The sequence below is a fragment of the bacterium genome (assembly GCA_030654305.1).
Taxonomy (GTDB): Bacteria; Krumholzibacteriota; Krumholzibacteriia; order LZORAL124-64-63; family LZORAL124-64-63; genus PNOJ01.
Genome location: JAURXS010000227.1, coordinates 1 through 12,148, shown reverse-complemented (window position 1 = coordinate 12,148; position 12,148 = coordinate 1). Strand labels below are relative to the sequence as shown.

The window sequence follows — 12,148 nt, the reverse complement described above, 5'->3', positions numbered from 1 at the left end:
TGCCCTACGACGAGTTCGTCCGCCGCTTCCTGCGCGGCCTGCTCGGCATGCGCCACCTCGCGGGCGGCCACGACGTGCACCTGGGCGCCGGCCGCGGCGGGAGCGCCGGTTCCCTGACCGACCTGGCCCGCCGCGACGGCTTCGGCTTCGAAGTCGTGCCGCCGCTGACGCTCGGCGGCGAGGTTGTCAGCAGTTCCGCGATCCGCCGCCTGCTGCGCGAGGGCGAGGTGGCGCGGGCCGCCGCCATGCTGGGGCGGCCGTACAGCCTGTGGGGCGAGGTGGGGTACGGCGCCGGCCGCGGTGCGACGCTGGGCTACCCGACCGCCAACGTCGACCCCCTGGATCCCGACAAGCAGCTGCCGGCTCCCGGCGTCTACGCCGTCTGGGTCCACGTGCCGACCGACGCCGTCGCCGGCGACGACCGACGCGCGGTGGTCGGCCTGCGCCACGGCCACCTGCCCGAGGTCGACCGCCACGGCGACCTGCTGGGCGCGCCGGGCACCGAGCGCGCCGTCTGCCGGGGGATGCTCAACTTCGGCCTGGCGCCGACGGTCAACCCGGGCGGCCTGCCCCGGCCGCGGCTCGAGGTGCACGTGCTGGACTTCCACGGGTACGTGCGCGAGCGCAGCCTCAAGCTGGAGTGGGTGGCCCGGCTGCGCGACGAGCGCGCTTTCCCCTCGGTGGCCGCGCTGCGCGAGCAGCTGGCCCGCGACGAGACCGCCGCGCGCGCGGCGCTGGATCCCGAGACCCTCAACCGGCGCGGGGGCTGAGCGCCCTCCCGCCCAGGAGCGACCGATGGACGACACCACCCCGGTCCCGGGCCTGCGCAAGGGCATCGTGCTGGCCGGCGGCGCCGGCAGCCGCCTCTACCCGCTGACCCGCGTGGCCAGCAAGCAGCTGCAGCCGGTCTACGACAAGCCCATGATCTACTACCCGCTCGCCACCCTGATGATGGCCGGCCTGCGCGACATCCTGGTGATCTCGACGCCGCAGGACACGCCCCGCTTCGAGGACCTGCTCGGCGACGGCTCGCAGTGGGGGATCAGCCTGACCTACGTGGTCCAGCCGGAACCCAAGGGCATCGCCCAGGCCTTCCTGGTCGGGGAGGAGTTCCTGGCGGGCGAGGGCGTCTGCCTGATCCTGGGCGACAACGTCTTCCACGGCCGCATGAACCTGGACCGCATCGTGGCCGAATTCCGCCGCGGCGCCCGCATCTTCGGCTACCCCGTGCTGGATCCGGAGCGCTACGGCGTGGTGGAGTTCGACGCGGACGGCCGCGCCGTCAGCATCGAGGAGAAGCCGCTGCGGCCGCGCTCGCGCTACGCGATCCCCGGCCTCTACCTCTTCGACGAGCGGGTCGTGGAGATCACGCGCGGCCTGACGCCGTCGCCCCGCGGCGAGCTGGAGATCTCCGACGTCAACCGGGCCTACCTCGAGCGCGGCGAACTCGTGGTCGAGAAGCTCGGCCGGGGCATCGCCTGGTTGGACACGGGCACCCACACGAGCCTGCTCGAGGCCAGCCAGTTCATCGGGCTGCTCGAGGCCCGCCAGGGCCTGAAGATCGCCTGCCTGGAGGAGGTCGCCTTCAACCGGGGCTTCCTGGACCGGGCCGGCCTGGAGTCGACGATCGCGGCGATGCCCGCCTCGAGCTACCGCTCCTACCTCGAGCGGATCCTGAAGGAAGGCCTGTAGATGATCGTCACGAAGACGGATCTGCCCGACGTGCTGCTGCTGGAGCCGCGGGTCTTCCCCGACGAGCGGGGCTTCTTCTTGGAGAGCTTCAACGCCCGCACCTGGCGCGAGGCCGTCGGCTTCCTGCCGGAATTCGTGCAGGACAACCACTCCCGCTCGCGCCGCGGCGTGGTGCGGGGGCTGCACTACCAGGTGAGGCACGTCCAGGGCAAGCTCGTGCAGGCGGTGCGCGGCGAGATCTTCGACGTGGCGGTCGACCTGCGGCGGGACTCGCCCGCCTGCGGGAAGTGGACAGCGGCGGTGCTGTCGGACGCGAACCACCGCCAGCTCTGGATCCCGCCCGGGTTCGCCCACGCCTTCCTGACCCTGAGCGACGAGGCGGACGTGCTCTACAAGACCACGGACTACTACGACAAGCAGGCCGAGCGCTGCATCCGCTGGGACGACCCCGAACTGGGCATCGCCTGGCCGCTGCCGGCCGCGGCGGTGCTCTCGGAGAAGGACCGCGGCGCGGTCCCGCTGCGGGAGGCCGAGCTGTTCGGCTGACCCCGCCGCGGCCCGGTTCGCGGATTTTTCACTTGCCGCGCCGGGCGGCGGCAGCGTTCTTCGCCCGCAACCACCACCTCAAGACCGCGCCGAGCGTGCGGCGGGAGACGACATGACCACACCGAAGAGCCGCAACATCACCTGGTCGCATTCGGACGTCAAGCGTGCCGACCGCGCCCGCCGCAACGGCCACCGCGGCGCCATCCTCTGGTTCACGGGCCTGTCGGGCGCCGGCAAGTCGACGCTGGCCCGCGGCGTCGAGAAGGCGCTCTTCGAGCGCGGCTGCCAGACCTACGTGCTGGACGGCGACAACGTCCGCTTCGGCCTGAACCGCGACCTGGGCTTCAGCCCCGCCGACCGCACCGAGAACATCCGGCGCATCGGCGAGGTGTCCAAGCTCCTGCTCGACGCCGGGGCCATCGTGCTGACCGCCTTCATCTCGCCCTACCGCACCGACCGCGACGCCAACCGCGAACTGGTCGACGACGGGGACTTCCTGGAGGTCTACTGCCGCTGCTCCCTGGAGGAGTGCGAGCGCCGCGACACCAAGGGGCTCTACAAGAAGGCCCGCGCGGGGGAGATCCCGGAGTTCACGGGCATCAGCGCCCCCTACGAGGAGCCGCTGACGCCGGAGGTGCTCGTCCAGACCGACGAGCACGACGGGGCGGCCTGCATCGCCCAGATCCTGGCCGAGCTGGAGCGCCGGGGAATCCTGTCGGCGACCCGCGGCGCCTGAGCGCTGCCGGCGGCATAGCCGTCGAGCGTCGCAACTGGCATGATGACAATATATTGAGGGATTCGGTGGCGGTGGCGTCTCAACGTCGTCGCCGCCCGTCCTCAAGTCGCAGGGGCCGTGGCCGATGGCAGGGCGGAATCCCGCTTGCCCCCGGTTGCGGCCTCGGCTATATTCCGCGGGCGCCGGGTCGCGGGGTTCAGCCTCGCGTTTTTGTAGTGCCCAGCGCAAGCAAGCGGGTTGGCACGCCCTAGAGGCGACCAGGCTCGGCCCCGGGGAACCTGATAAGACCCCCGGAGACGGGCGCCAGCCTGCGGCCATCGTGACGTCATGAGCTAAGGAGGTTCTGACGATGGCAATGAACAAGGATCAGAAAGACCAGGTCATCACCCAGTTCAGGAAGCACGAGTCGGATTCCGGCTCGCCCGAGGTGCAGATCGCGCTGTTGACCGCGCGCATCAACCACCTCACCGAGCACTTCAAGACCCACAAGAAGGACTTCCATTCCCGACGTGGGCTCCTGAAGATGGTCGGGCAGCGCAAGCGGCTGCTGAACTACCTGAAGCGGAAGAACCTGGAGAGCTACCGCTCCCTGATCAAGGAGCTGGGCATCCGCGGCTGAGAGCCGCGGTGCCGCCCCATGGTTTCGGACAGGACACCGCATTCTCCAATAAATCAGGCGGGTCCCGGCGGGATCGGCGCGCGTTGCGCCTTTCCCGGGAGCGAAGCCGCGGCGTGGTCGCACGACCGCGGCCGCCCGCATTGGCGGGCGCCAGCGCATGACGCGCAAAAGCTGTAAGGAAGGAAAAGAAGAAACATGAATGGACACAAGACGGCATTGCAGATGAACGGCGCCGAGTACTCGCTCGAGACCGGCAAGATGGCCCGCCAGGCGGGCGGCGCCTGCGTCGTCGGCCTGGGCGACACCCGGGTCCTGGTGACGGCCACGGCGGACAAGAACGTCAGCGACCGCGACTTCCTCCCGCTGTTCGTCGAGTACCGCAACAAGACCTACGCCGCGGGCAAGATCCCGGGCGGCTTCTTCAAGCGCGAGGCCCGGCCGAGCGAGCGCGAGACCCTCTCCGCGCGCCTCATCGACCGCCCGCTGCGGCCGCTGTTCCCCGACGGCTACCGCCACGCGACCGACGTCGTGGCCTTCGTCATCAGCTCGGACACCGACTTCCACGCCGACGTCCTGAGCATCACGGGCGCCTCGCTGGCCCTGAACCTGTCGGACGTGCCCTTCGCCGAGTACGTCTCGGGCCTGCGCGTGGCCGAGATCGCCGGCGAGTTCGTGCCCAACCCGACCTTCGCCCAGCTCGAGGAGTCGAGCATGGACCTGGTCGTGGCCGGCACCGACGACATCGTCTGCATGATCGAGGGCTCCTGCAGCGAGGTCTCCGAGGACCGCCTGCTCGACGCCATCGACTTCGCCCACGGCTGGATCCGCCAGCTCAACGCCCTGCAGCGCGACCTCGTCGCCAAGGCCGGCTCGCGCGCGAAGTTCGCCGTGACGGCCCGCGAGCTGGACCCCGCCAAGATCGCGGCGGTCCGCGCCGCCGTGGCGACGGACCTCGACGCCGCCATCCGCATCAAGGCCAAGCACACGCGCCAGGACGCGGTGGCGGCCCTGCACGAGAAGGTCAAGACGTCCTTCGCCGACGAGGCGGGCAAGCCCGACGCCGACGCCCTGGCCGCCTTCGCCAAGCTCGAGAAGAAGGCGATGCGGGCCATGGTCGTGGACGAGGGCGTGCGCGCCGACGGCCGCGACCTGACCACGGTGCGCCCGATCGACATCGAGTTGGGCCTGCTGCCCCGCGTCCACGGCTCGGCCCTGTTCACCCGCGGCGAGACCCAGTCGCTGGGCACCGTGACCCTGGGCACCAAGTCGGACGAGCAGAAGATCGACGCCCTCGAGGGCGAGTGGTGGAGCCCCTACTACCTCCACTACAACTTCCCACCCTTCAGCGTGGGCGAGACCGGCCGCTACAGCGGCACCGGCCGCCGCGAGATCGGCCACGGCAAGCTGGCCGAGCGCGCCCTGCGGCCCCTGCTGCCCACGCAGGAGGAGTTCCCCTACACGATCCGCATCGTGTCGGACATCCTGGAGTCGAACGGCTCCAGCTCGATGGCCACGGTCTGCTCCGCCAGCCTCGCGCTGATGCAGGCGGGCGTGCCCATCAAGAAGGCCGTGGCCGGCGTGGCCATGGGCCTGATCAAGGAGGGCGAGAAGGTCGCCGTGCTGACCGACATCCTGGGCGTCGAGGACCACCTCGGCGACATGGACTTCAAGGTCACCGGCACCCGCGACGGCATCACGGCCTTCCAGATGGACACCAAGATCGGCGGCATCAGCCGCGCGATCATGCTGCAGGCCCTGACCGACGCCCGCAACGCGCGCCAGCACATCCTGGGCCTCATGCACGAGGCCATCGCCGAGCCGGCCAAGGAGCTGTGCCAGTACGCTCCGAAGATCATCACCATCCAGATCCCGCCCAAGCGCATCGGCGAGCTGATCGGCCCGGGCGGCAAGGTGATCAAGAAGCTCCAGGAGGAGACCGAGACCAACATCGACATCAACGACGACGGTCTGGTCTTCGTCTCGGCGCCCGACCAGGCGAAGGGCAACGAGTGCGTCGAGCGCATCCGCATGATGATGACCGAGCCCGAGGTCGGCGCCGTCTACACGGGCCGCGTGGTCTCGATCGTGGACTTCGGCGCCTTCGTCGAGTACCTGCCCGGCAAGGAGGGCCTGCTCCACATCTCGGAGATCGAGCACTTCCGCGTCGGCAACGTCGAGGACGTGCTACAGATCAACGAGTCGGTCCAGGTCAAGCTGGTCGAGGTGGACTCGCGCTCGGGCAAGGTCCGGCTCAGCCGCAAGGCACTGCTGCCGGTGCCCGAGGGCGTCGACCCGAACCAGTCGAGCGACCGCGGGCCGCGCCGCGACGGCGGCGACCGGGGCGGTCGCGGGGGCGGCGGCGGTCGCGACCGCGATCGCGGACCGCGGCGCCGGTAGGCGACCGGTCGCCGACGCATGAACATCGGTCCCTACCAGAACGAAACCCCGCCGCAGCGGGTGACGCTCGCGAACGGGACGGTCATCCTGACCGTCCCGGTCGCGTCCGCTCACTCGGTCTCGCTGGGCGTGTGGCTACGGAGCGGCTCGCAGGACGAGCCGGCGGGGCTGGGCGGCCTGGCCCACTTCCTCGAGCACATGGTGTTCAAGGGCTCGCGGCGCCGCAGCGCCTTCGACATCGCCCGCCTCTTCGACAGCGTCGGCGCGTCCGTCGACGCCTTCACGACCAAGGACCACGTGGCCTTCACGGCGAAGGTCCTGCCCGACTACTTCGCGACGACCGCCGAGGCCCTCGCCGACATGATCCTGTGCCCGGCCTTCGAGCCCGCGCTCGTCGCCCTGGAGCAGGACGTCGTCGTCGAGGAGATCCAGGAGGTCCTGGACACGCCCGAGGACCTGCTGCACGACGCCTTCACAGCCCGCCTTTACGGCCGGCACCCCCGCGGCCGGCCCATCCTGGGCACGCCCGCCTCGGTGCGGGGGCTGGACGCGGACCTGCTGCGGCGGGAGCACGCCGACCTGTTCGCCGGCCCGAACCTCGTCGTCGCCCTCGGCGGCAACGTCCCGCCCGCGATGACCGACCAGCTGTGCGCGTGCTTCGCCCCGGCCGGCGCGACGGCGCCGCGGGGCCGGGCCCCGGCCGAGATCTCCGCCGAGGAGACCGACATCCTGTTCGACGGGGCCGAGGTCCGCGGCGACCGCCTGGTCATCGACAGCCCCGTCCAGCAGTGCTACTTCGAGATCGGCAACCAGGCGGTCTCCTACCTCCACCCCGACCGCGTGCCGCTGGCGATGCTGAGCAACATCCTGGGCGGCGGGCTGTCCAGCCGCATCTTCCAGGCGGTGCGCGAGCGCGAGGGGCTGGCCTACTCGGTCTTCACCTACACCGACATGGGGCGCGACCTGGGCCTGGTGAGCTGCTCGGGTTCGTGCTCGCCGGCGAAGCTGTCCCGCCTCGAGGCGGTCGTCCGCGGCGAGTACCGCGCCTTCCTGCGCGACGGCGTGGGGGAGGACGAGCTCGCCGACACGCGGGCCCAGATCAAATCCCAGTTGATCTTTTCCCTGGAAGGGGGTTCCAATCAGATGGGACGCGCCGCCAAGGACGAGATCTTCTACGGGCGCTTCATCCCGACGAGCGAGCTCGTGGGCGAGATCGACGCCGTGGGACGCGACGACATCATGCGTTGCGCCAGGACCTACTTCGACCCCGACCGGCTGCTGACGGCGGTGCACGGGCCGGCGACGGCCTGACCGGCCGGGCCGCCCCGCGGCAGGAGGATCGCGATGAGCGGATTCCGCTGGCGACCGCGGCGCGTGCAGCCGGGACCGCTGTTCCTGTTCAGCCTGGCCGCCATCGTGCTGCTCGGCGCCGGGCTCCTGCTGCTCCCGTTCAGCGTGCCGGCCGGCGCCCCGATCACGCCGGTCGACGCCGTGTTCACCTCGGCCTCGGCCGTCTGCGTGACCGGCCTGTCGGTCCGCGACACCGGCACCGGGTTCACCGTCTTCGGACAGACCATGATCATGCTGCTGATCCAGATCGGCGGCATCGGCGTGATGACGGTGTCCGCCACGCTGGCCATGCTGTTCGGACGCGGCATCGGCATGCGCGGGGCCAGCATGATGCGGGACGTGTTCGAAGGGGACATGCTGAAGGAATCCCGCGGCATCCTGCGCTTCGTGACCGTCCACACGCTGATCCTCGAGCTGACCGGGGCGGCGCTGCTCTTCGCGGCGCTGGGCGACACCATCCCCGACCCGCTGGTCCGGGCGCGCTGCTCGCTGTTCCACGCCGTGTCGGCCTTCTGCAACGCGGGGTTCAGCACCTGGAGCGACTCGCTCATCTCGCAGGCCGGCGATCCCGTGGTGATCGGCACCATCAGCGCCCTGCTCATCATCGGGGGACTCGGCTTCCCGGTCACCGCCAACGTGGTGGCCTGGTTCAAGGGCCGCGCCCGGGCCGACCGCTCGCGCCGCTGCCGCCTGTACGTGCAGGCGCGGGTGGTCCTGCTCATGACCGCGATCCTGCTGGCGGGCGGGACGGCCCTGATCGCGCTGCTGGAGTGGGACCGCGCCTTCGCAGGTTTGGGTCTCGACGCCAAGCTGGGGCTGGCCTTCTTCCAGTCGGCGACGACCCGCACGGCCGGCTTCAACTCCATGGACCTCACGCTGCTCTCGCCGGCCACGGTGCTGGTGATGCTGGTGCTGATGTACATCGGCGCCGCGCCCGGCTCGACGGCCGGCGGCATCAAGGTGACGACGGTGGCCATCCTCTGGGCCGACGCGCGGGCCATCGCCCTGGGCGGCAGCGCCGCGCGCCTGTTCGACCGCGAACTGGGGCCGATCCTGGTGCGGCGGGCCTTCATGGTCGCCACGACCTACACGACCGTCGTGGCCCTGGCGTTCGGCATCCTGCTGGCGACCGAGGGCAGCGGCTTCGTCGAGACGATCTTCGAGGTGCTCTCGGCCATGGGCACCGTCGGGCTCACGCTGGGCCTGACCACGGAGCTGAGCGATCCCGGCCGGCTGCTGGTGTCGCTGTTGATGATGATGGGCCGCCTCGGCCCGCTGGCGGTGGCCTACGGGCTGGTCCGCCCCGCGCGCGAACACGGCGTGCGCTACCCCGAGGCGACGATCCAGGTCGGTTGACCGCCGCCGCGGGCGGCAGGAGCGGAGGCACTGATGAGGCGCATGGCCGTGTTCGGTCTGGGGCGGTTCGGCTCCAGCGTGGCGACCACCCTGCAGAAGGAGGGGGTGGACGTGCTGGCCGTCGACCGCAACCACCATCTGGCGGAGCGGCTGAAGGACAACGTCTCGATGGCGGTCTCCTTCGACGCGACCGACCGCGAGAACCTGACGCGGTTCGACGTCGGGCGCATGGACGCCGTGGTGGTCGGCATCGGCGACAACTTCGAGTCCAGCGTCAAGATCACCCTGCTCTGCAAGGAGCTAGGCGTGCCCTACGTGATCTGCAAGGCGACCAACACCGACCAGCGCAAGGTCCTGCAGAAGGTGGGTGCGGACGAGGTCATCCAGCCCGAGACCCAGATGGGCCACTGGGTGGCCGAGAGCCTGCTGCGGCACACGGTCGTCAACTTCGTCGAGCTGCCCGACGGCTACGCGCTGGCGCGGATCAGGCCGCCGCAGTCCTGGTACGGGCGCTCCCTGGCCGAGCTGCAGCTGCTGACGCGCGAGCGGCTGAACCTCATCCAGGTCCACCGGCCCGGCAAGGACCCCACCGTGGACACCAAGGTACCGCTGCCCGCCGGCAACTTCCGGCTGGAAGCCGGCGACCTGATGGACGTGATCGGCGCCAACAAGGTGCTGGCGCGTTTCCGGGAGGCGCCCGGGACCGCGGCCGACGACTGAACCGGCGGGACGGCCGCGCCGGCGAAAATCTGCTTCCCCTGGCGGGTTCGCCACATTAGATTGACACCAGTCGCGTCCGCCGGGCGGACGGCGACGTCACCCAGCGGCGACGGACGCGCGGATCGGCCCCCGACCGCGCCGCGGCGAAGGAGAGAACCAGACATGCGGACCACGATGCGGATCGCCCTGCTGCTGGCGGTCGCGGCCAGCGCCGCGCTGCTCGGCTGCGCTCCCTGCAGCGACTACAAGCAGCTCGTCGCGGAGCGCGACGGCAGCCTCCTGTCCCTGCAGACCGAGATCGCCGCGCGCGAGGCGACCATCGCCGAGGGCCGCCAGCTGGCGGCCGGCCTGCGCGAGCAGATCGCCCAGCTCGAGGCCGAGAAGGCCGTGCTGATCGAGCAGAACGGGGAAGTCGTCAGCGTGGCCCTGACCGAGGAGCTGGCCTTCTCGGGCGCGAACCTCGGCATCGGCGACAAGCTGAAGCCCACGCTGGCGGCCATCAAGGACGCCTGCGACCAGTATCCCGGCTGGGACATCCACGTCGTGGGCGGCACCGACGACAACGGCGTGCCCGGCGACTACCGCGAGATCTGGCCCACGAGCTGGGAGCTGGGGGCGGCCCGCGCCGCCGCGGTGGTCCGCTACCTGATCAACGACCTGAACATGGAGGCCGCGCGCCTCGCCGTGGTGAGCTACGGCCCCGCCCGGCCCGTCGGCGACAACACGACGGCCGAAGGCCGCGCCCTGAATAACGCCGTCCGCCTGACCCTGCACAAGCCGGAGCGCCTCTGGTCGCGCAACCAGTAACGCAGGATCGGCGTTCCCCACGCGCAGAGCCGCCCCCCGCCGGGGCGGCTCTCGCCGTCCCCGGGCCGGCCGCGAGCGGGTGGCTGCGAGCGGGTGGCCGCGAGCGCGCCGTTGCCCCGGGACGCCGGGAGTGCTATGCATGGGGGCCGTCCGGCGAACGACCGCCGACCGCCGCGCCACCTCCGGGAAAGGACGACCGATGCGCACGACCGCCGCCACCGCCCTGACCGCCGCCCTGATCGCCGTCCTGGTCCTGCTCTCCGCCGTCGGCGCCGGGGCCCAGCCCTTCGTTCGCCTCGGCACCGACGCCGGGCCGATCCTGCTGGCCCTGAACCCGGAGACGGCGCCGCACCACGTCGCCAACTTCACGCACCTGTGCCGGACCGGCTTCTACGACGGCACCGCGTTCCACCGCGTCATCCCCGGCTTCATGATCCAGGGCGGCGATCCCAACTCCAAGGACGCCGACCGCGCCAACGACGGCCAGGGCGGCCCCGGCTGGCGCGACGTGCTCGACGCCGACGAGCTGGCGCTGCTCGAGCGCGCCCGCACCGCGATCGCGGCCAAGGGCTACGCCCTGGCGGGCGACCAGGCGCTGCTGAACGCGGAGTTCAACGCCGTCCGCCACGAGCGGGGCGTGCTGTCGATGGCCCGCGCGGCCGACCCCAACTCGGCCGGCAGCCAGTTCTTCATCTGCGTGGCCGACGTGGCCCACCTGGACAACAAGTACACCGCCTTCGGCAAGGTCGTGACGGGCCTCGACGTGGTCGACGCGATCGTGGCGTCGCCGCGCGACCGCTCCGACAACCCGCTGCAGGCCCGGCGCCTCCTGAAGGCCGAAGTGATCGACGACGCCGCGGGCCTGACCGCGGACGAACGCGCCGCCTGGGAGGCCCTGCCGCGCGGCGCGGGCGCCCCCGCCGCGGTCGTGCGCTGAACGTCCGAGCGACGGAGGAATCGTGGCCGGCGACGTCATCACGATCAAGGGCGCACGCGTCCACAACCTGAAGAACCTGGACCTGACGCTGCCGCGACACCGCCTGGTGGTGGTGACCGGCCCGAGCGGGTCCGGCAAGTCGTCGCTGGCCTTCGACACGCTCTACGCCGAGGGCCAGCGGCGCTACATCGAGAGCCTCTCGAGCTTCGCCCACCAGTTCCTCGACCAGCTGCCCAAGCCCGACGTCGACCGCATCGAGGGACTGTCCCCGGCGCTGGCCATCGACCAGAAGGGGCTCGGCGCCAACCCGCGCTCGACGGTCGGCACCGTGACCGAGATCGCCAGCTACCTGCGCCTGCTCTACGCGCGCTGCGGCACGGCCCACTGCCCGGCGTGCGGCGTGCCGGCGGCCGCGCGCCCGCTGGCGGAGATCCGCGAGGCGATCGCGTCGCGGCCCGAGGGCACCCGCCTGTGGCTGCTGGCGCCGGTGGTGAGCGGGCGCAAGGGCGCGCACCGCACCCTGCTGCGGGACCTGCAGCGGCGCGGCTACGTGCGCGCGCTGATCGACGGCGAGATGCGCGACCTGGACGAGGGGGTCGAACTCGCGGCGGGCGCCCGCCACGACATCGCGGCGGTGATCGACGGCCTGGTCGTGCGGCCCGGCGTCGAGGCGCGGCTGAACGAGGCGCTCACGGCCGCGGTGGCGCTGTCCGGCGGCTCGGTGCTCGTGCGGGAGGGGGACCGCCAGACGCTCTTCTCCCGCGAAGCCGCCTGCCCCGGCTGCGGGCGCGGCTTCCCGGCGCTCGAACCCCGACTGTTCTCCTTCAACTCGCCCGCCGGTTCGTGCCGCGTCTGCCAGGGTCTGGGCAGCCTGCCGACGATCCGCGAGGAGTCGCTGGTGCCCGACCCGTCGCTGTCCCTCGCGGGCGGGGCCGTCGAGTTCCTGCGCGGCAAGGAGACCGGCTGGCTGTTCACGCAAGTCGAGGCC

Annotated in this window: 12 protein-coding genes; all 12 read left to right on the top strand. The window is 71.4% G+C overall.

Annotated elements, in window-relative coordinates; translation table 11 throughout:
- On the top strand, positions 1–770 hold a 770-nt coding region (locus tag Q7W29_06315; GenBank protein MDO9171429.1), incomplete at its 5' end, for a riboflavin kinase.
- 25 nt (positions 771–795) lie between these two features.
- Positions 796–1,692 carry a glucose-1-phosphate thymidylyltransferase RfbA gene (gene rfbA / locus Q7W29_06310; GenBank protein ID MDO9171428.1) on the top strand — a complete coding sequence of 299 codons (897 nt, stop codon included), beginning with the start codon at positions 796–798 and terminating at the stop codon, positions 1,690–1,692.
- Positions 1,693–2,238: a dTDP-4-dehydrorhamnose 3,5-epimerase gene (rfbC, locus tag Q7W29_06305; protein MDO9171427.1), complete on the top strand. Its 546-nt coding sequence runs from the start codon at positions 1,693–1,695 to the stop codon at positions 2,236–2,238.
- A 112-nt stretch (positions 2,239–2,350) separates the two neighbouring features.
- The gene (gene cysC, locus Q7W29_06300; GenBank protein MDO9171426.1) at positions 2,351–2,974 is read left to right on the top strand and encodes an adenylyl-sulfate kinase; all 624 of its coding nucleotides are present in this window, start codon (positions 2,351–2,353) and stop codon (positions 2,972–2,974) included.
- Between the two features lie 349 nt (positions 2,975–3,323).
- Positions 3,324–3,593 carry a 30S ribosomal protein S15 gene (gene rpsO / locus Q7W29_06295; protein MDO9171425.1) on the top strand — a complete coding sequence of 90 codons (270 nt, stop codon included), beginning with the start codon at positions 3,324–3,326 and terminating at the stop codon, positions 3,591–3,593.
- 195 nt (positions 3,594–3,788) lie between these two features.
- Positions 3,789–5,990, top strand: a complete 2,202-nt coding sequence (locus Q7W29_06290) for a polyribonucleotide nucleotidyltransferase (protein ID MDO9171424.1) — start codon at positions 3,789–3,791, stop codon at positions 5,988–5,990.
- An 18-nt stretch (positions 5,991–6,008) separates the two neighbouring features.
- Positions 6,009–7,301 carry a pitrilysin family protein gene (locus tag Q7W29_06285; GenBank protein ID MDO9171423.1) on the top strand — a complete coding sequence of 431 codons (1,293 nt, stop codon included), beginning with the start codon at positions 6,009–6,011 and terminating at the stop codon, positions 7,299–7,301.
- 33 nt (positions 7,302–7,334) lie between these two features.
- Complete coding sequence (locus Q7W29_06280; protein ID MDO9171422.1) at positions 7,335–8,696, top strand: potassium transporter TrkG; 1,362 nt, start codon at positions 7,335–7,337, stop codon at positions 8,694–8,696.
- 33 nt (positions 8,697–8,729) lie between these two features.
- On the top strand, positions 8,730–9,416 hold the full coding sequence (locus Q7W29_06275) for a TrkA family potassium uptake protein (GenBank protein MDO9171421.1): 687 nt from the start codon (positions 8,730–8,732) through the stop codon (positions 9,414–9,416).
- A gap of 162 nt (positions 9,417–9,578) precedes the next feature.
- Entirely contained in the window at positions 9,579–10,223 is a 645-nt protein-coding gene (locus Q7W29_06270) for an OmpA family protein (protein MDO9171420.1), read from the top strand.
- A 199-nt stretch (positions 10,224–10,422) separates the two neighbouring features.
- A complete protein-coding gene (locus tag Q7W29_06265) occupies positions 10,423–11,160 on the top strand; it encodes a peptidylprolyl isomerase (GenBank protein ID MDO9171419.1) in 738 nt (245 codons plus the stop codon).
- Between the two features lie 22 nt (positions 11,161–11,182).
- The coding region (locus Q7W29_06260) for an excinuclease ABC subunit UvrA (protein ID MDO9171418.1) at positions 11,183–12,148 on the top strand (966 nt) is incomplete at its 3' end.

Coding starts and splice junctions, on each gene's coding strand:
- rfbA (MDO9171428.1), top strand. CDS start 796: ATGGACGACACCACCCCGGTCCCGGGCCTGCGCAAGGGCATCGTGCTG.
- rfbC (MDO9171427.1), top strand. CDS start 1,693: ATGATCGTCACGAAGACGGATCTGCCCGACGTGCTGCTGCTGGAGCCG.
- cysC (MDO9171426.1), top strand. CDS start 2,351: ATGACCACACCGAAGAGCCGCAACATCACCTGGTCGCATTCGGACGTC.
- rpsO (MDO9171425.1), top strand. CDS start 3,324: ATGGCAATGAACAAGGATCAGAAAGACCAGGTCATCACCCAGTTCAGG.
- Q7W29_06290 (MDO9171424.1), top strand. CDS start 3,789: ATGAATGGACACAAGACGGCATTGCAGATGAACGGCGCCGAGTACTCG.
- Q7W29_06285 (MDO9171423.1), top strand. CDS start 6,009: ATGAACATCGGTCCCTACCAGAACGAAACCCCGCCGCAGCGGGTGACG.
- Q7W29_06280 (MDO9171422.1), top strand. CDS start 7,335: ATGAGCGGATTCCGCTGGCGACCGCGGCGCGTGCAGCCGGGACCGCTG.
- Q7W29_06275 (MDO9171421.1), top strand. CDS start 8,730: ATGAGGCGCATGGCCGTGTTCGGTCTGGGGCGGTTCGGCTCCAGCGTG.
- Q7W29_06270 (MDO9171420.1), top strand. CDS start 9,579: ATGCGGACCACGATGCGGATCGCCCTGCTGCTGGCGGTCGCGGCCAGC.
- Q7W29_06265 (MDO9171419.1), top strand. CDS start 10,423: ATGCGCACGACCGCCGCCACCGCCCTGACCGCCGCCCTGATCGCCGTC.